Consider the following 17,849-nt stretch of genomic DNA (forward strand, 5'->3'; position numbering starts at 1 on the left):
TGAAGGCAAGGCTCCCCTAAGGTTCATTAGGCACGCCTAACCTTGACCCGGACCTCCGGGCCGACCCCCTCGGGAGCCCCGCTTGATCGTCTGCCACTGCGCCGTCGTCACCGATCGTGACGTCGAGGCCGCCGTCGACAGCGGGAACGCGAGCCTGTCCGCGGTGTGCCGTACGACGGGCGCGGGTCAGGATTGCGGTGCCTGCATCTTCTCCGTCAAGGCGTTGGTGTGCCAGCATCGTCAGGAACGACCCGACATCCCGGAGGTGGACCGTGCAGCCAGTTAGCCCACGCATCGTCGAACTGTTCAACCAGGCGCTGACCATCGAACTGACGGTGGTCAACACGTACTTCCTACACGCCCGCATGCTCGACAACTGGGGTCTGCCGAAGCTGGGCAAGGTCTTCTACGACCTGTCCATCGATGAGATGAAGGACGCCGACGACCTCATCAACCGGATCCTCTTCTTCGAGGGCCACCCCAACGTGCAGAAGCTCAACGGCATCACCGTCGGCGAAACCGCCGAGGAGATGCTGCGCCTCGCCCTGGCCAGCGAGATCGACGCGGTGGCCACCTTCAACGCGGCCGCGCAGGAATGCCACGACCTGGGCGATCACGGCTCCGCCGCGAAGTTCGAGGAGATGGTGCTCGACGAGGAGCGCCACGCCGACTGGTTCGAGGGCCAGCTTGACGCGATCGCCCGCGTGGGGCTGGAGAACTACCTCGCCATGCAGGTCGCCCCGGGCGAGGGCCCGTGATCGTTGGTTTGACGACGCTCCTCAGATGACACAGAGCCTCAGATAACGAAATCGCTCCACCCCGTCGCGAGGTAGTCGACGAACGCCTCCCCCACGGCCTGCTCTCGGAGGTGTTCGCGCGTCACCGGCTGTTCCGGATGGCGGTAGGCCTCGTCCGCGATCGCCTGACGGGCGAAGTCGTGGGCGAGGATGGCCCCGGTACCGACGAACACCGCGTCCGCGCCGCGGTCGAGGCACCAGGTCGCATCGGCGGCACCGGTGATCTTGCCGGCCACCGTCAGGCGGGTCTCGCCGCGCGGGATCGAGGTGAACTCATCGATGAGCAGCCGATCGCCGGAGTCGTCACCGTGGGGTGCCTTGAACGCGTCCCACAAGGAGATGTCGACGTAGTCGAGGTCGCCGCACTCCAGCGCCCAGCCGACGATCGCCTGCGCGTCCTCGAGGTGAATGCCGTACCGCTCGGGGCTGAGCCGCAGACCGACCTGGAAGTCCGGCGAGGTCGCCTCGCGGATGCCCGAGACGATCTCACGCATCATCCGGTAGCGGTTCTCCAGCGAACCGCCGTAGCGGTCGGTGCGGTGGTTCATCCGGGTGTCGAGGAACTGGGCGATGAGGTACCCGTGCGCGCCGTGGATCTCCGCTCCGTCGAAGCCGGCCTCCTGGGCCCGTACGGCACCGCCGATGAAGGCGTCGACGACGTGCTCGATCTCGGGCACGGTCAGGGCACGTGCCGCGTACTTCGCGTCATTCCACGGTGCCACGAGCGGCTGGCCGCTGACGTGGGCGTCGGCTCGTCGACCACCGTGGTGCAGCTGGACCGACGACACCGCCCCGGCTGCGCGGATCGCCGTGGCGAGCTGGGTCAGTCCCGGCAGCATGGCGTCGTCGTGGACCCCCAACTGCCCCTCCCAGGCCTTGCCCTCGACACTGACATACGCCGCGGCCGTCATAACCACCCCGAAACCGCCCTCGGCCCGTCGAACCAGCCAGCGCTGCTCATCATCGGACAGCGCCCCGTCGCGCTGGCTCTGCTTGTTCGTCAGCGGAGCAAGGGCCAATCGGTTGGGCCACGCCGGCCCGCGACGCAGGGTCAAGGGCTCGGCCAGGGTGGCGTGATGGACCGACTCGGACATGCTGTACTCCTTTGGGCGAGCGAGGCCGATTGACCGACCTTCGTGAGGGTAGCGTGACCTCGAAACCGCCAGCCGGGCGGAGGGTCCACACAGGAGTGAACATGGTTGTCCACGAGGGAAGGCCGCAGCCCACCGTCACCGTCGAGGCTCACGACGGAGCGTCGTTGCGCGGCTACCGCTGGCTGCCGGAGGACGAGCCACGCGCCATCGTGCAGATCGCGCACGGCATGGCCGAACACGCTGCCCGCTACGACGCCTTCGCGCGCGACCTGACCGCTGCCGGGTACGTCGTGTATGCCAACGACCACCGCGGGCACGGGCTCACCGCCGCCCCGGCCGATCGCGGATACTTCGCCGACGTCCACGGCTGGGAGACCGTCGTCGACGACCTCGCCCTGTTCACCGCCCAGGCCCGCGCCGACTTCCCCGACCTGCCGGTGGTGCTCTTCGGACACAGCATGGGTTCACTGCTGGCCCGGACGTACATCACCCGGTACGGCGACGGACTGGCCGCGGTCATCCTCTCGGGCACGGCCACCGACCCGGGGGCATTGGGCAAGGCGGGTCAGGTCATCGCCGCCCTCGAGTCGCGCCTGCGGGGTCGTCGTCACCCCAGCCGCCTCATGACCAACCTGACGTTCGGGCAGTACAACGCGAAGTTCAAGCCTGCCCGCACCGAGTTCGACTGGCTCTCGCGTGACGAGACGCAGGTCGATCGGTATGTCGCCGACCCCCTGTGCGGTCAGACCTTCACCAGCGGTTTCTACGTCGACCTGCTCGGCGGCCTCGCCGAGTTGCAGCGCGACGCGGTGGTCGTCGGCACTCCGACGTCGCTGCCGGTGCTCATCATCGCCGGTGCCGATGACCCGGTGGGCGGTTCGAAGGTCACCGAGGTCGGAGCGCAGTTGGAGCGGCTGGGCGTTGCCGATGTCACCGTGAAGACGTACCCCGAGGCGCGGCACGAGATCCTCAACGAGATCAATCGCGCCGAGGTCGTCGACGACGTACTCTCGTGGATGGATGCGCGCCTGACGAGATGAGTGCGGCGGCGACCCATCGTCGAAGGAGTCCGCTGTGCTCATGAACCGGTCCACGGCCATTGCTCTCCCGCTTCCCGGGTCACCCCGGATTCCGGGCTGGGCTCGGTCGGTGCAGGGTCTTCTCGTGGCCCTGGGGGTGGCACTGCTCACGGCGCCTGCCCTCTTCGCCGCGGTGACCAGCGACAGCAAGTACCACTACCTGCTGGCCCGCCATGACATCAACGGCAATCTGCTCAATCTCCCGGGCTTCGTCATCCACGACATGCGCTGGCGGCTGCACCAGGGGCGCATCACTCCGGTCGGGGTCTTCGCCCAGGAGGTGCAGTACTTCCTCGGCATGACCGTGGCCCAGGCCCTCGGGATCGAGTTGTACGTCGTGGAGGCGATCACCCGCGCCCTGCTCATCCTGGCGGCGATCGCGGCCTTCGCGTGGTTGGCGCGCGAGCTGTTCGGTCGAACCGGCTACGCCCGAGCGGTGACGATCATCTTCGCCGTGCTCTACGCCGCGGGTGCGAACGCCACGGTGACGCACCGCAGCGGCTGGACCACCTTCGTGGTGCTGTGTCTCGGCACGGTGGCCATCGTCCTGGCCACCGCGGCCCTGCTGTTGCACGTCACGCGGCGATGGCCGGACCTGTCGCCGCCGGCCCGGCGGGCGTGGGCGGTCGGCCTGTTCATCGTCGGCGTCGCGGTGGTCCTCTACTACGAGATGACCGTCGTCGCCGGGGTCTTCAGCGTCGTCCTGCTGGGGGTGCTGTGGTGGCGGGCCCGGCGCACAGGCGCGGCGGCCGTTCCGCTGGCTCCCACGCTGGCGCTGAGTGCCGGTGGCCTCGTCACCCTGGCGGTCACCCGCACGCTCATCCGGATCTACGGCTGCCGCGGCCCCGGCTGCTACCCGGGCTTCAGACTCCGGATCGACCTGCAGTGGCCGGTGGACGCCGTCCGCAGTGTCGTCGGATCGATGCCGGTGGCCTCGGGTGCCGGCACGGTGGCCCGAGACGGCGTGGGCGGTCTCCAGATGAGCAGCGGCGCGCTGATCATGTTCACCCTCATCGGGGCATCGTCGCTGGCCCTGGCCGGGGCGATGGCGCGGCGAACGGTCGGCGAGCGGTCGCTGGACCCGGTGGCCTCGGCGACGATCGTCGAGCGGGCGACGGCCCTGTGGATCGCCGGGGCCGTCGCGCTGGTCGCCACAGCCCTCGTGATGAGCGTCAGCGTCCAGGCCCAGGACTCGGTGCTCACCGCGTTCACCTCGACCTATCGGTCCACGCCGTTGCTCTGGTCCATGCTCTGTCTCCTCGCGGCACCGGTGTTGGCGTGGCTCCTGCTGCGCCCGAAGTGGGGCGTGGGCGTCATCGTGGCCCTGGCCATCTGGGGTGCGCTGATCGGGGGTCTGGCGACGCCGGCGAACAGCATGGCGGCGCGAGCCGATCGAGCTCGCGGTCTGGGCATCAGTGAGCAGACGCTCAAGATCGTCGTCATGGGACCGCGGGTGTACGACGCACCGGCTCGTTGCGCCGCCAGCGTGCCGCTACGGCGCCGGTATCACAACGTCTTCGACCGGTACACCGTCGAGTCGCCCGCGACGGCGTACCGATCGCTCTGGGGCGAGGACCTGTGCCCCGGCCGGCCCCGCCGCTGACTGACCGAGCCCCTACCCGCACACCCCAACCCGTCGAGTGATGGTTTCGGGCCGCCCCAGCCGTCGCGAAGCGGCCCGAAACCATCATTCGGCGGAGGTAGGCGGGCGCTGGGCGTCATGCTGGGTGAAGGCGCCCCCGGCCGAAGGAGCCAGTCATGACGACCCGGACGATCCCGAGCAGCACCGAACTGTCGGCCCTGGCCGATGCCGCTCTCGCCCGTTGCGGCGTGGACCTCGACGCACTGGGCGGCGGAGCGTCGATCATCTCCCCGATCAACGGTCAGGCCCTGACGACCCTGACGTGGGACGACGCCTCGGAGGTGGGTGCCGCCCTCGACCGGGCGGAGGACGCCTTCCGGGTCTGGCGGCGCGTGCCGGCACCCGAGCGCGGGGCGCTGGTCAAGCGCTTCGCAGCCCTGCTCGGCACCCACCAGAAGGACCTCGCCACGCTGGTCAGCCTCGAGGCCGGCAAGATCACCTCCGAGGCACGCGGTGAGGTGCAGGAGATGATCGACATCTGCGATTTCGCGGTCGGTCTCTCCCGCCAGCTCTACGGTCGAACGATGCCCTCGGAACGCCCGGGCCACCGACTGATGGAGACCTGGCACCCGCTGGGGGTCGTCGGCGTCATCTCGGCCTTCAACTTCCCCGTGGCCGTCTGGTCGTGGAACACCGCGATCGCGCTGGTCTGCGGCGACACGCTGGTCTGGAAGCCGTCGGAGCTGACCCCGCTGTCGGCCTTGGCGTGTCAGTCGATCCTGGCGCAGGCATTGGCGGAGCACGGTGCGCCCGAGTCGGTCTCGCAGGTCGTCATCGGCGGCGCCGAGGTCGGGCAGGCGCTGGTCGACCACCCGTCGGTCGCCCTGCTCAGCGCCACCGGGTCGACGCCGATGGGTCGCCGGGTCGGCCCGCGGGTCGCCCAGCGCCTGGGTCGGTCCCTGCTTGAGTTGGGCGGCAACAACGCCGCGATCGTCGCGCCCAGTGCCGACCTGGACCTCGCCGTGCGAGGGATCGTTTTCGCCGCGGCGGGGACCGCCGGTCAACGGTGTACGACCCTGCGTCGGGTGATCGCGCACTCCTCCGTCATCGACGACCTCACCGCGCGACTGGCCGACGCCTACGGCCGGCTGCCGATCGGCGATCCGCTCGCCCAGGGAACGCTCGTCGGGCCGTTGATCCGACAGCGGGCCCACGACGCCATGGTCACGGCCATCGATCAGGCTCGCGCCGAGGGTGGCGAGCTCATCGTCGGTGGGGAGCGGCTCCTGCAGGACGCGGCGCCCGAGGCGTTCTACGTGCGGCCGGCCATCGTGCGCCTGCCCGCGCAGACCGAGGTCGTCCTGCGCGAGACGTTCGCGCCGCTGCTGTGGGTGCTCCCCTACGACCACATCGACGAGGCCATCGCCCTGAACAACGCTGTGCCACAAGGTCTTTCGTCGAGCATCTTCACCGCCGACCAACGAGAGGCGGAACTGTTCGCCTCCTCCGAGGGGTCGGACTGCGGCATCGTCAACGTCAACATCGGCACCTCCGGCGCCGAGATCGGCGGCGCGTTCGGTGGCGAGAAGGACACCGGCGGTGGGCGCGAGTCGGGCTCCGATGCGTGGAAGGCCTACATGCGTCGGGCGACGAACACGATCAACTTCTCGGGCGAGTTGCCACTGGCTCAGGGGGTGGATTTCTCGGTCTGACGGCTGCGCTGCACGACCGAGCGGGCCGCGTCGAGGATCTCGTCGTGTTGCAGCAGCACGGTCTGTGCCGCCGGGCCGAGCGGGATGTACGAGTCGGCGCTGGCCACCCGCGCGATCGGCGCTCTCACGTCGGCGTCAACCAGTGCCGCGACGACACCCTCGCCCACCCCGCCGGAGGCTCTCGTCTCGTCGACGACCAGCACCGCCCGCGCCCGGCGCGCGGCCTCGATCACCGCGTCGACGGGCAACGGCGCGAGCCAGATGAGGTCGAGGAGCATCGTGCCGACCCCCTCCGCCCGCAGCGTGTCGACCACATCGGCACTGAGGAAGACCCCGTTGCCGAAGGTGACGATGAGCAGGTCGGTGCCGCTCCCCCACGTCGCGACCTCGCCGGGGTGGATGACCGACGTCGCGTCGGGCGCAGCGAGCCATCGCTGGTCACCGGCCTGCAGATCGCGTGTGTGGTAGCGCGCGATCGGCTCGACCACCACGCACACGCGCCCCTCGCGTCGGGCCAGGTCGAGGCAGCCGCGCAGCAGTCCGGGGGCGAGGGCGGGGTGGCTGGGCACGGCGAGCACGAGTCCGGGGATGTCGCGCAGCACGGCGAGGGAGTTGTCGTTGTGGAAGTGCCCACCGAATCCCCGCTGATACGCCAACCCGGCGATGCGCAGGACCATGCCGTTCTCGTATTGCCCGGCCGAGAAGAACCGCTGGGAGGCGGCCTCGCCGCGCAGTTGGTCCTCGGCGTTGTGCAGGTACGCGAGGTACTGGATCTCCGGGATCGGGGTGAACCCGGCCAGGCTCGCGCCGAGGGCGATGCCGAGGATCGTCTGTTCATCGAGGATGGTGTCGAACACCCGCGCGGCACCGAAGCGGTCGTACAGCCCCTTGGTCACGCCGTAGACGCCGCCCTTGACGGCGACGTCCTCGCCGAAGAGCACCAGGTCGTCATGGGCGGAGAATTGCTCGGTCAAGGTCGCATTGATCGCCTGGGCCAGCGTGTGGCTCGGTGCGGCAGGCGTCGTGGCTCGAGCGTTGGCGGCAGCCACGGGCGGAGGATCGAGGGGCAGGTCGACGGGCAACCGACGCCGGGGCGAGGTGGGCGCCGAGAGGGACAGCGGGGCGACGACCTCGGCGCGCGTGGCCAAACGAGGCTCCGCCACGACCTCGTCGGCGCACCGGGCGACGGCGGCGCGAATGGCCTCGTAGCGTTCGAGGATCTGGTCCGCCGTCGACGCTCCGGACTCGATCAGGGCCCGGGCGGTCGCGACGAGCGGGTCCCGATCGAGGTCGGCCGCGATCGCCCGGGCCGAGCGGTAGGCCCCCTCGACATCGGACCCGGCATGGCCGAGGAATCGCACGGTTCGCAGGTGCAGCGTGGCCGGAGCGCGGGTGGCGCGAACATTCTCGAGAGCGGCTGCAGTCGTCGCGAGCAGGCCGGTCGGGTCGGCTCCGTCGGCGACGAAGTACGGCACGCCCGGTTGGTGGCGCAATGCGGTCTCGACCCAGCCACGCGGCGTGCGGGTGCTGATGCCCAGGCCGTTGTCCTCGCAGACGAACAGAATCGGGCAGTCCTGGTGTCGATGCGCCAGGTAGGCTGCCGCGTTCAGGGCTCCGGTCACGGTGGAGTGGTTGAGCGAGGCGTCTCCGAAGCTGCACAGGACCACGGCGTCGCGCGGCCACGGCGTTTCACGCGCCAGCCGCCGCGCCAGCCCGAGGGCGAACGCCAGCCCCACCGCCCGCGGGGCGTGCGAGCCGATCGTCGAGGTCGTCGGGATGATGCTCAGACCGGGGTGACCGATGACCTTGTGACGCCCGCCTGACATCGGGTCCAGGCGCGAGCTCGTCAGGCTGCGCAGCGTCTCCCGGATCGGGTCGACGCGGCCTTCGACATGAGCCCGGGCGCAGTAGAGGGCACCCGAGCGGTAGTGCAGCAGGGCCGGATCGTCGACGCGCGAGAGCAACCCGAGCGCCGCGTTGGCCTCGTGACCGGCGGAGGCGATGGTGTAGAAGCCTTCGCCACGCCGTTGCAACTCCCGGGCGGCGAAGTCGAGGTGACGGCTCGTGGCTTGCGCCTCGAACAGGGACCCCAATGGATCCGCCGACAGACCCGCCTCCCCCACCCGGTTCGAGGTGTCAGTGGGCCGTGTAACGCCCGGTTGCACCTCGAACCCCGTGATGGCCTCGAGGAAGTGCGCGTCGACCGCTTCCATCGGACACTCCCTACGTGGCTGGGGATCTCCGGCCACTATCCCGCAAGACCCCGCGATGGAGCGTCACTTCGGCGTTAGGGTCGTAGGGACGCGATACCCGGGGGGAAGGACGCCACCATGCTCATGCGACGCTCTCTGCTCCACCTCACTGGTGCGGCCGGTCTGGCCGCACTCATGACACCGGCCATGACGGCGTGCTCGACGAGGCCGGCCGAGGCGGGTGAGGTGACGTCCTCGGTCGACCGGCGGCCACGGCGCTCCGGCAATGAGCCGACCGTGCTGGCACCGTTCGCGCTGCGACTGTTCGATCGCGTCCAACCAGACGCCGCCAATCGGGTGATCTCGCCGTTCTCCGTGGCGGTTGCGTTGGCCATGACCCGCAACGGTGCCGCCGGTTCGACGGCCACCGAGATGGACACCGTGCTCGGCGCCCCGATCGAGACACTCAACGACGAACTCAACACGACGCTGCAGGCGCTGACGGCGATCAACGACTCCGACGCCGACGTGCAGGTCAACGTCGCCAACTCGGTGTGGGGCCAGGCCGGAGTCCCGTGGGAACAGCCGTTCCTCGATGCCCTCGCGGCGAACTACGGCACCGGGATGCGGACCGTCGACTTCGACGCGGACCCGAACAGTGTCGTCGACGTCATCAACGCCTGGGTCAGCGACGAGACGAACGACCTCATCCCGGATCTGTTGTCCCCCGATCTGATCGACCATCTGACGCGCGTGGTGCTCGTCAACGCCGTGTACCTCAAGGGCGGCTGGAAGGCTCCATTCTCCGAGGCCCTGACGACCACGAAGCCATTCACGACGGCCACGGGTGAACGTGTCTCCGCGGACATGATGTCCGATCTGCAACAACATACGCACTGGCATGCGACCGCCGGTTGGAAGGCCAGCGCCCTCGACTTGATTCACCCCGACCTGGCGCTGGCCCTGGTGTTGCCGACGGCACCGGATGAACCCTCACTGTCCCGGCTTCTCGGGGATGACGGCCTCGATCGGATCTTCGATGACCGCACCCGCGCCAATGTCCAACTGACCCTGCCGAAGTGGAAGATGCGCCTGAAGGCCGACCTCAAGGCGACGCTCAGCGAACTGGGCATGCCCACGGCCTTCGACCCCAACCGCGCAGATCTCTCGGGCATGACGACCCGGGAGAAGTTGTTCATCAAGGCCGTCGCCCATGAGGCGGTCGTCACCGTCGACGAGACCGGTATCGAGGCCGCGGCGGCGACAGGCGTCGTCGGCGGGGTCACGTCGGCGCCACAAGTCGAACACCAGCTCACCCTCGACCGGCCGTTCTTCTACGTGCTCACCCACGTGCCGACCCGCACGCCCCTGTTCGTCGGTCGCGTCGGGGATCCAACGGCCGGCTGACCCGTTCGATCAGGCGGCGTGCTCGGGGCAGTCGACACGCAGGGTCAGCGGGGTCAGGTCGACCTGCATCAGCGCACACCGCCCGGCTCCCGGCCCCGGTTCATGGTGCAGGCAGGTCGCACACGAGCGGTCGACGGTGAGCAGCCCGTGACGCCACAGCCCACGAATGACCGCCAACGCCGAGACGAGCGCCTCGTCACCGGCCTCCGCGGCGGCCTCGGCAAAGGGCGCCAGGCTCTCGGCGATGGCCCGGGCCAACTCCGCTCCGGCAGGCGTGAGGACGAAGGCCCGGGTACGACGATCCGGTCCGGCCACCTGCTCGACGAGGCCCTTGCCCATCAGGGCACGGGCAGCGTCGGACACCGTCGGCGCGGAGACCGCGAACTCCACGGCCAGTTCCGAACCGAGCACCGGTGTCGGCACGCTCGCGAGGTGACGCACGATCTCGACCTGGAGCACCGACATCCCATGCCGGGTTGCCACGGACTGCACCAGCGCCCGCCGGGCCGAGGCGATGCGTTCCAACGCCGCGACCAACCGTTCTCCTTGGTTCACTCGACCATCGTACCCATTGACAAGGACTCCTAAGCATCCCTACGGTGAGACTACGCTTAGGAGTCCTTAGGAGATGCCATGACCCAGGTACCCGGATACTCGTACGGCTCGCCCGAGAACACGACCAGCCCTGTGAGCCTGACCGACCTCGACCAACTCAAGGCCACCCTGTTGTGGTCCGACGACGATGAACGATGGCGCCGCCGAGCAGGCGAACTGCTTACCCCACAGGCCGAGGACATCCTCGACGTCTGGTACGGCTTCGTCGGATCGAGCCCGCACCTCGTGTCGACCTTCTCCGGGGCCGATGGCCAGCCCGACGGCGACTACCTCGCCGCGGTTCGGCGGCGGTTCGCGCTCTGGATCCACGACACGTGTTCGCGTGACCTCGACCAGGCGTGGCTCGACCAGCAGCACGAGATCGCCCTGCGCCACACCGCGGCGAAGAAGAGCGCCACGGACGGCGTCAACTCCACCTCGGCCGAGGTGCCCCTGCGTTATCTCGTGGCCTTCATCGTGCCCCTCACCGTCACGGTCGAACCCTTCCTGAGCAGCAAAGCCGGCCCCGACGACGACGTCGCCGCGATGATGACCGCCTGGTTCAAGGCGATCACCCTCACGGCGACGCTGTGGTCGCAGCCCTATGCCGACGGCTGGTGAGCCTGGGCGAGGAGCTCGTCGATCTGGTTGATCGCCGAGGTCGATCCCTCCTCGACGCCCATGTCGATGACCGTCTGGAGCGCCTCGCGGGACGGGTACCGCGAAGTGTAGGTCGCCTTGGTGCCCGGCGCGGCCTCCTCGAAGGCGTACACGCTGTGCGCCACCGGCAGGTCAGGGTTGACGTTGAACTCCGCGTCGGCGAACCCGTCGTCGAACTCGAAGTCCGTGTACGGGTTGACGGCGGTCAGGTGCATGAAGCCGTAGAACCGCTCTCCGTCGGGGCTGGTCATGTAGTAGGTGACTCGCCCGCCGGGGGTGAACGAGTGGTCCACCACGGTGGCCGGGTACGTCGGTGGGCCCCAGATCCTCTCCAGTTGGCGTGGGTCGGCGTAGACCTGCCACACGCGCTCCGGCGGAGCGGCGAATTCGGCGGTGATGGTCAGGGTCAGGTTGTCGAGGTCCTTGATGATGTCGGTGACAGGCATGTCACGACTCCTGTTCGAGTAGTGCGTCGATGCGTTCGATGCGTCCGCGCCAGATGGCCTCGAGGTCGTCGAGCATCGAGGCCACGGAGCGAACCGCGGTGACGTCGCCGCTGGCCAGTTGCTGGCGGCCGGAGCGTCGTTTGTGGACCAACCCGGCGCGCTCGAGCACGGCGACATGCTTCTGCACGGCCGCGAAACTCATGTCGTAGGCGGAGGCCAGATCGGTGACCGAGTGCTCACCCGCCAACACCCGACGCAGGATGTCGCGCCGGGTGCGATCGGCCAGGGCGCCGAAGAGCGCGTCGGCCCGATCGTCGAGAACGGTGGGGGAAGTCACCTCTCAAACATACAACCAACTGGTTTCATGTCAAGGGTGATGGGGTCGCCAAGGTGGCGATCGACGCTCCGGTGGTGAAGCTCAGGCGCCCCCGACCCAGGCGAGGCGGTCCTCACGTCGCGGGTCGTCGACGATCTCCGGCCCATCGGTGGCGAACCGGCGCGTGCGCCGATCGGTGACGTCGTACGGCATCCACCCCGGGTCGCCTTGGCCGGCGAACCGCACCCACGCCCCGTGCATCGCGTCGGCCAACTCCTGCGGAGCGCCGTCGCGGGTGAGGTTCGACGAGGACAGCGTGTCGAAGACAAAGGCCAGTTCGATGGCATGGCAGGCCCCCAATCCGAGCAGCGGCGTGGCCCAGTCGAACTCGTAGGCGAACGTCGGGGCCTCGGCCCGCCCGGCCCGCGACTGCGCGATCCGGATCGCCGGCTGCCGGAAGAGGAGGTCGGTGATGATCGCCGACAGGGTCGCATCCGGAGCCTCGTTCGGCCGGCGGGAGAGATAATCGCCCACCACCGGCGCAGGCACGCCCATCGCCCCGGCCATGATCGGCAGGGTTTCCGCGGTCACACGGTCGGCCAGCCCGAGCCCGATGCTCCACAGGTTGTATTCGTCGGCCGTCGTCCCGATGAGCAGCGGCACATCGCCGCCGGCACCCTCGGCGATGAGGGTCTCGGGCAGGCCATGGAGCAGGTCGCCGTCGATCGCCGGGATGACCGGCATCATCGCGAAGCCGCCACGCAACAGGCTGGCCCCCCAGCGCTCGGGCCGGGGGTCGGTGGCGAGTTCGAGCGAGGCCGCACCCTGGGCGGTCAGCAGCGTCTCCGGGTCCACGGCACTCAGCGCCGCCGCCGTGGCCTCCACCCCGACCTTCTCCGCGACCGCCCGGGTGAACGTGGCCAGGTCCTCCGGCACACCGGCGCTCATCCCACCACCGGACTGGATGATGGCCTGCGTGAACAGCCCCAATGCGGCGGGCATCGCGAGCAGCGTCGCCACGCTCATCCCGCCGGCGGACTCCCCCATCACCGTGACGCGGCCCGGGTCTCCACCGAACGCCGCGATGTTGTCCTGCACCCACTGCAGCGCAAGCAGTTGATCGTGCAGCGCGAGGTTGGTCGGCGCATCCGGCAGGACCGGGAAGCCTGGCACGCCCAGCCTGTAATTCACGCCCACCAGGACCACACCGTCCCTGGCGAACGCCGCTCCGTCGTAGGTCGGGATGCTGTTGGCGCCACGCACGAAGGCACCACCGTGGATCCACACGATCACGGGCAGGTCGCCGGCGCCCGGATCGGGAGTCCACACGGACAGGTTGAGGTAGTCGTCGCCGGGCGACACCGAACTGGCCAGGATCCGCTCGATCGGCGCCGGGTAGGGCTGTTGGGGTGCGGTGGCGCGGTGCGCGGTCGCGTCCCACGTCCCGTCCCAAGGCGCGCGGGGCCGCGGCGCGGTGAATCGATCCGCGCCAACCGCGTTCTCGGCGAACGGAATACCCAGGAAGGCGGCGCCGCTCGCGGTGGCGACACCGCGCACCCGGCCGGACGTGGTCGTGACCTCAGGCTCGCTCATGCCGGAATACTGCCAGCCAGAGCAGCCATCCGAGAAGGACCACTTCACCGACGAAGGTGAACGAACTCACTTCGACCGCCGGGTCGGTGACGACCACCGAGACGATCGCATCGATGAGGTACCCGAGTCCGGCGATGGCGACCAGCACGGCGATCCATCGCGGAGCCCACCGACGGGTTGTCGGCCCTGACGATGCGGTCCTTGGCCCGGGCGCTCGCCATCCAACCCATGTCGCTCTACCACCACGTGCGCGACAAGGGAGTGCTGCTGGACGGGCTCGTCGACACCGTGTTCGCCGAGATCGACACACCGCAGGTCGGAGCGCCGTGGCGACCGGAGCTCCGTCGACGCTCGCTGTCGGCCCGCGACGCCCTGGGTCGACACCGAGCGGTTCGACACCGAGCGGTTCGACACCGGCTACTCCCCCGGCGTGACCAGCCCCGAGCGGTACGCCATGGCGGCGATCTGCACCCGGTCCCGCAGACCGAGTTTCGTCAACAGCCGGGACACGTAGGTCTTGACGGTGGCCTCGCTGAGGAAGAGCTGCTCGGCGATCTCGCCGTTGGACAGGCCGTGGGCGACCAGCCGGGCCACCTCGATCTCACGGTCGGTCAGGTTGGTGAACGACTCCGGCAGCACCCCGGCGGGTGGGCGCGCCGTGAACTGGGTCAGCAGACGCGCAATGAGCGCCGGGGCGAGCATGGATTCCCCACGGCTGACGACCCGAACGGCGTGGACGAGGTCCTCCGGCGTGGCGTCCTTGAGCAGGAAGCCCGAGGCGCCGGCGCGCACCGCTTCGTAGACGTATTCGTCGAGGCTGAACGTCGTCAGCATGAGGACGCGTGGATGTGGCCCGACCAACTCCATGATGCGCCGCGTGGCCTCGACCCCGTCGAGCCTCGGCATCCGGATGTCCATGAGCACGACGTCGGGGTGATGCTCACGCACGAGTTCCACCGCCGCGATGCCGTCACCGGCCTCCCCGACCACCTCGAACCCGGCCCGTTCGAGGATGAGCCGAAAGCCCATCCGCACCAGGGACTGGTCATCGACGATGACGACGGAGGTGCGTTGGGCCTCGCCCCCACCATCACGTTTCGACTGGCTCATACGCCCTCCAATGGCAGGACCGCGCGAACCGTGAACCCGTGCCGGCCCGCCTCCGTCTCCAGCCGGCCCCCGAAGAGTGCGACCCGCTCCCGCATACCGATCAGCCCCAGGCCGGGTGGGTGTGAGGACTCGCGCGCCGGACCGGTGTCGCGAATCTCGATGTCCAGCGTGCTCTCGCCGAAGTCCACCGCCACACTCGCCCGTGTCGCCGCCGAGTGACGGTGCACGTTGGTCAACGCCTCTTGCACCACCCGGTACGCCGTCAGGTCGAGCCCGGCAGGCAAGGTCTCCGGTTCGCCGTTGATCCGCAGGTCGACCTCGAGACCGACGCTCCGGGCGGCCTGGACGAGATCGGCCAGGGCATCGATCCCGGGTCGACGCGCCACGTCGTGGGTCAGGTGGTCGGAGTCACGCAGCTTGCCGACGAGACGCCGCATCTCACCCAGGGCGCCCGAGCTCGTCGTGCGGATCGTCGTCAGTGCCTCCCGCGCGAACGCCGGGTCCTCCTCGACGACCTGCTCCGCGGCCCCGGCCTGGACGGCGATGACCCCGATCGAGTGGGCCACGATGTCGTGCAGTTCTCGGGCGATCCGGGCCCGTTCGTCGACGATCGCTGCGATCTCGCGCTGCCGGGCGGTGGTCTCGGCGATGTGCGCGCGCACCGCCTCGGCCGCTGCCCGGTCCGCCGACACGCGCATCCCGTGGCCGACGAGCACCACCAGAACGAACAGCCCCCAGTGGTACACCAGCTCGGACGGGCTGTGCAGGGACGGGATGAAGACGTCCACCGTGGCGACCAGCACCGCGATGACGAGGACGCCGACCCAGCGATACCGACCCTGACCGTGGCGAGCCACGGAGTACAGCAGCGCAAGCATCGGCACCATCTGGCCGAAGAACAGCAGGTGGGAGGGACCGGTGCGGGTGATGAGCATGAGCAGCGGCCACACCAGGACCCCGGCCATGGCGAACCACGGGTGCGAGCGCCGCTGCGAGAGATGGACGGCGAACCAGATGACGCCGATGCTGCTGACGATGGTTGACCCATCGCCGATCCGCGAATCGAAGGGAACCCAGATCTCGAGCAGACCGAGAATCGCGAACAAGCAGGCGAGTGCCGTGTCGATCGCTCCCCCGCCCTTCTGCGCTCCCCTCACGGGGGTCAATCTAGGGGAGACGCAAGAACTCGTCATCCGGTTGCCGAAACGCCTCAGGACGAATGACCCGTCAACGATCTAGGCTCCGCGGTGTGAAAGCTCCCAGCGCCTTCGTCGTCGCCTCCGGACTCGTCATCGACGAGGTCGGCCCGACACACGTCTCCGCCCATGCCGACTTCGGCCCCGACCAACACACCGATGAAGGAGTCGTGCACGGCGGGGTCTACGCCACGATCGTCGAGGCGGTCGCCGGTGCCGGCGCGACCGCCGCCGTGACCGACCGGGGCCAGTTCAGCGTAGGCGTGCACAACGCGACCGACTTCCTGCGCTCCATTTCATCGGGGCGCGCCCTCATCACGGGCGACGCGCTCCATCAGGGGCGCACCCAGCAGTTGTGGGAGGTCGTCATCACCGCCGAGGCCACCGGCAAGGTGCTCGCGCGGGGACAACTGCGGTTGCAGAACATCAGCCGATCCGCCGACTGAACCTCGGCGGACCGACCCGTCGGCTCAGCGGTGGCCGCTCAGTTGGGCCAGCCGCGTGGCGAGGGCGTCGACCATGGCTCCGGCGCGCTTGGGCGTGATGCCCTCCTTGCGGTCCGTGGCGTGGCTGGCGACCGGGAGGACATCGACCGAGAGCTTGGCCCCGCCGGCCAGCGCGCGGAGGGCGTCGATCTTGTCTCCGAACGGCGATCCGCTGCCTGGGGAGTAGTAGTGCACCGCCTCGTCGAGGTCGTCGGCGTACAGGTCGGTCTTCGTCACCGCGATGACCAGCCAGATCGGCCTGTCGCGGCGGACCGCCATGGAGGCGATGCGGTGCGAGGTGATCGTCCAGTCCTCCAACTCGGCGGTGAGCAGTTCCTCCCGGGAGGCGCTCGCCGCTCCGGTCGTGCCGGCCGCTCGCCGGGGGGTCGCGTGACCGTAGGAGACGACGTGGATCACCCCGTCGACCGGCTCGTCGTGGAACACCTCGTCAAGGGCACCCAGGCGGGTGGCGGCGTTGTCGCCGGGCACGACCCGGAACCGGAAGCCGAGTAGGCGCGAGGACCGGCGGGTACGACGCTCCATCACGGCCGAGCCCACGTCGGAGGTGCCGGTGCTCGAAGACCGGCCGGTGAGTCGGTCGACGAGTTCCGTCTTGCCGACGCCGGTCATGCCGGTGACGGCCACCGTCGGGAAACGGTGGCGGAAGAGTCGGCTGAACCGCTCCGGCGCGGCCGCCAGCCCGGTGAGCACGCCGCCGGCCAGCGTGGCACCCACGGCGGCGCCGTTGATCGGCAGGACCGCTCGGATTCGGTCGGTTGCGCGTGACACAGGTTCTCCTCGGCGATGGGCTGGGGTCGCGGGGCAGGGTCGAGCCTACGTTCCACCGCCAGAGAATCGCACACCTGCGGTCTGCTGGAAGGGAGACCAGGCTCGCCGATCATCACATGTTGCCCACATGTTTACATGTGAAGAACATGCGATCTACCATGGGCCCATGAGGATGATTCAGGTGCGCAATGTTCCCGAGGACGTGCACCGGCAGCTCAAGGCCCGCGCGGCGATGGAGGGAGTCTCGCTGTCCGAGCTCGCCCTCACCGAGCTCACACGCCTCCTGGAGCGACCTTCCCGGCGTGAGTTTCTGGACTTGGTGGCGTCCCGGGAGCCGGTGAGCGAGGGACCGTCCTCCGCCGAAGCTGTCGAGTTCGCCCGGTCGTCCGAGTGATCGTTCTCGATTCCTCGGCCGTGGTGGAGTGGCTCCTCGTCCGTCGGGGGGCAACCGCGGTCCGGGAGCGCCTGCGCGACCCAGCGGTGACGGCTCACGCTCCCTCCTTGCTGGGCGTCGAGGTTGTCGCCGCGCTCCGAGGTCTGGTCCTGGGCGGATACGCGAGCCCGGCCCGTGCGGCACTTGCCCTCTCCGACCTGACCTCCGCGGACATCGAGTTCTACGACCCCTCACCACTCCTCAACCGAGCATGGCAGTTGCGCGACAACCTGACCCCGTACGACGCCGTCTATGTCGCGCTCGCGGAGGTGCTGGGCGCCGTGCTTGTGACCGCGGACGCCCGCATCTCCCGAGCACCCGGCGTGCGTTGCGATGTTGACGTCATCGTGACCGACTGAGGAGG

At 69.2% G+C, this 17,849-nt stretch carries 20 protein-coding genes; 10 read left to right on the plus strand and 10 right to left on the minus strand.

Translation table 11 applies throughout. The features are described from left to right. The first annotated feature begins 82 nt into the window (after positions 1-82). Positions 83-286, plus strand: a complete 204-nt coding sequence (locus tag KD1_RS06825; RefSeq protein WP_068399466.1) for a (2Fe-2S)-binding protein — start codon at positions 83-85, stop codon at positions 284-286. After that, positions 273-758: a bacterioferritin gene (bfr, locus tag KD1_RS06830; protein WP_068399469.1), complete on the plus strand. Its 486-nt coding sequence runs from the start codon at positions 273-275 to the stop codon at positions 756-758. The genes KD1_RS06825 and bfr overlap by 14 nt, the downstream gene beginning before the upstream one ends. Before the next feature lie 38 nt (positions 759-796). On the opposite strand, the gene KD1_RS06835 is transcribed toward bfr, so the two are convergent. Then, on the minus strand, positions 797-1,891 hold the full coding sequence (locus tag KD1_RS06835; RefSeq protein WP_068399473.1) for an NADH:flavin oxidoreductase: 1,095 nt from the start codon (positions 1,889-1,891) through the stop codon (positions 797-799). Between the two features lie 101 nt (positions 1,892-1,992). Between KD1_RS06835 and KD1_RS06840 the strand changes: the two genes are divergently transcribed. The 3 genes from KD1_RS06840 to amaB all read left to right on the plus strand — a co-directional run bounded on the left by KD1_RS06840 (position 1,993) and on the right by amaB (position 6,264). Further along, positions 1,993-2,931 carry an alpha/beta hydrolase gene (locus KD1_RS06840; RefSeq protein ID WP_068399477.1) on the plus strand — a complete coding sequence of 313 codons (939 nt, stop codon included), beginning with the start codon at positions 1,993-1,995 and terminating at the stop codon, positions 2,929-2,931. A gap of 109 nt (positions 2,932-3,040) precedes the next feature. Continuing rightward, positions 3,041-4,573: a hypothetical protein gene (locus tag KD1_RS06845; RefSeq protein WP_217995815.1), complete on the plus strand. Its 1,533-nt coding sequence runs from the start codon at positions 3,041-3,043 to the stop codon at positions 4,571-4,573. A gap of 155 nt (positions 4,574-4,728) precedes the next feature. After that, complete coding sequence (amaB, locus tag KD1_RS06850) at positions 4,729-6,264, plus strand: L-piperidine-6-carboxylate dehydrogenase (RefSeq protein ID WP_068399484.1); 1,536 nt, start codon at positions 4,729-4,731, stop codon at positions 6,262-6,264. Here the strand turns inward: amaB and KD1_RS06855 are convergent. Further along, the gene (locus KD1_RS06855) at positions 6,240-8,477 is read right to left on the minus strand and encodes a thiamine pyrophosphate-dependent enzyme (protein WP_068399487.1); all 2,238 of its coding nucleotides are present in this window, start codon (positions 8,475-8,477) and stop codon (positions 6,240-6,242) included. The two genes, amaB and KD1_RS06855, sit on opposite strands and share 25 nt — an antisense overlap. A 117-nt stretch (positions 8,478-8,594) precedes the next feature. Here KD1_RS06855 and KD1_RS06860 point away from each other — a divergent pair, with 117 nt between their 5' ends. Further along, positions 8,595-9,863 carry a serpin family protein gene (locus tag KD1_RS06860; RefSeq protein WP_068399490.1) on the plus strand — a complete coding sequence of 423 codons (1,269 nt, stop codon included), beginning with the start codon at positions 8,595-8,597 and terminating at the stop codon, positions 9,861-9,863. Positions 9,864-9,872: 9 nt separating this feature from the next. Here the strand turns inward: KD1_RS06860 and KD1_RS06865 are convergent, their stop codons facing one another. After that, the gene (locus KD1_RS06865; protein ID WP_157073222.1) at positions 9,873-10,418 is read right to left on the minus strand and encodes a MarR family winged helix-turn-helix transcriptional regulator; all 546 of its coding nucleotides are present in this window, start codon (positions 10,416-10,418) and stop codon (positions 9,873-9,875) included. A gap of 78 nt (positions 10,419-10,496) precedes the next feature. On the opposite strand from KD1_RS06865, the gene KD1_RS06870 reads away from it, so the two are divergent. Next, positions 10,497-11,078: a protoglobin domain-containing protein gene (locus KD1_RS06870; protein WP_068399496.1), complete on the plus strand. Its 582-nt coding sequence runs from the start codon at positions 10,497-10,499 to the stop codon at positions 11,076-11,078. Here KD1_RS06870 and KD1_RS06875 read toward each other — a convergent pair. The 6 genes from KD1_RS06875 to KD1_RS06895 form a co-directional block, all read right to left on the minus strand. After that, a complete protein-coding gene (locus tag KD1_RS06875) occupies positions 11,060-11,563 on the minus strand; it encodes an SRPBCC family protein (protein WP_068399499.1) in 504 nt (167 codons plus the stop codon). The two genes, KD1_RS06870 and KD1_RS06875, sit on opposite strands and share 19 nt — an antisense overlap. Position 11,564: 1 nt before the next feature. Continuing rightward, positions 11,565-11,900: an ArsR/SmtB family transcription factor gene (locus KD1_RS06880; protein ID WP_068399502.1), complete on the minus strand. Its 336-nt coding sequence runs from the start codon at positions 11,898-11,900 to the stop codon at positions 11,565-11,567. Positions 11,901-11,981: 81 nt separating this feature from the next. Further along, positions 11,982-13,472: a carboxylesterase/lipase family protein gene (locus tag KD1_RS06885; protein WP_068399505.1), complete on the minus strand. Its 1,491-nt coding sequence runs from the start codon at positions 13,470-13,472 to the stop codon at positions 11,982-11,984. Next, on the minus strand, positions 13,459-13,620 hold the full coding sequence (locus KD1_RS17340; protein ID WP_245627304.1) for a hypothetical protein: 162 nt from the start codon (positions 13,618-13,620) through the stop codon (positions 13,459-13,461). Before KD1_RS17340 ends, KD1_RS06885 begins: the two co-directional genes overlap by 14 nt. A 269-nt stretch (positions 13,621-13,889) precedes the next feature. After that, on the minus strand, positions 13,890-14,582 hold the full coding sequence (locus KD1_RS06890; RefSeq protein WP_068399508.1) for a response regulator: 693 nt from the start codon (positions 14,580-14,582) through the stop codon (positions 13,890-13,892). Continuing rightward, positions 14,579-15,739 (minus strand): sensor histidine kinase, encoded by a 1,161-nt coding sequence (locus KD1_RS06895; RefSeq protein WP_068399511.1) that lies wholly within the window; start codon positions 15,737-15,739, stop codon positions 14,579-14,581. The genes KD1_RS06890 and KD1_RS06895 overlap by 4 nt, the downstream gene beginning before the upstream one ends. A gap of 92 nt (positions 15,740-15,831) precedes the next feature. Between KD1_RS06895 and KD1_RS06900 the strand changes: the two genes are divergently transcribed. Continuing rightward, positions 15,832-16,224, plus strand: coding sequence for a PaaI family thioesterase (locus KD1_RS06900; protein ID WP_245627305.1), 393 nt, complete (start codon positions 15,832-15,834; stop codon positions 16,222-16,224). A 24-nt stretch (positions 16,225-16,248) separates the two neighbouring features. Here the strand turns inward: KD1_RS06900 and KD1_RS06905 are convergent, their stop codons facing one another. Further along, positions 16,249-17,052 carry a hypothetical protein gene (locus KD1_RS06905; RefSeq protein WP_245627306.1) on the minus strand — a complete coding sequence of 268 codons (804 nt, stop codon included), beginning with the start codon at positions 17,050-17,052 and terminating at the stop codon, positions 16,249-16,251. 166 nt (positions 17,053-17,218) lie between these two features. On the opposite strand from KD1_RS06905, the gene KD1_RS06910 reads away from it, so the two are divergent. Together KD1_RS06910 and KD1_RS06915 are read left to right on the plus strand one after the other, a co-directional pair. Further along, positions 17,219-17,446 (plus strand): FitA-like ribbon-helix-helix domain-containing protein, encoded by a 228-nt coding sequence (locus tag KD1_RS06910; RefSeq protein WP_068399517.1) that lies wholly within the window; start codon positions 17,219-17,221, stop codon positions 17,444-17,446. Then, positions 17,443-17,844: a type II toxin-antitoxin system VapC family toxin gene (locus tag KD1_RS06915; protein WP_068399519.1), complete on the plus strand. Its 402-nt coding sequence runs from the start codon at positions 17,443-17,445 to the stop codon at positions 17,842-17,844. The genes KD1_RS06910 and KD1_RS06915 overlap by 4 nt, the downstream gene beginning before the upstream one ends. Positions 17,845-17,849: the final 5 nt, after the last annotated feature.

The organism is Kribbia dieselivorans NBRC 106261, assembly GCF_001552435.1.
GTDB lineage: Bacteria > Actinomycetota > Actinomycetes > Actinomycetales > Dermatophilaceae > Kribbia > Kribbia dieselivorans.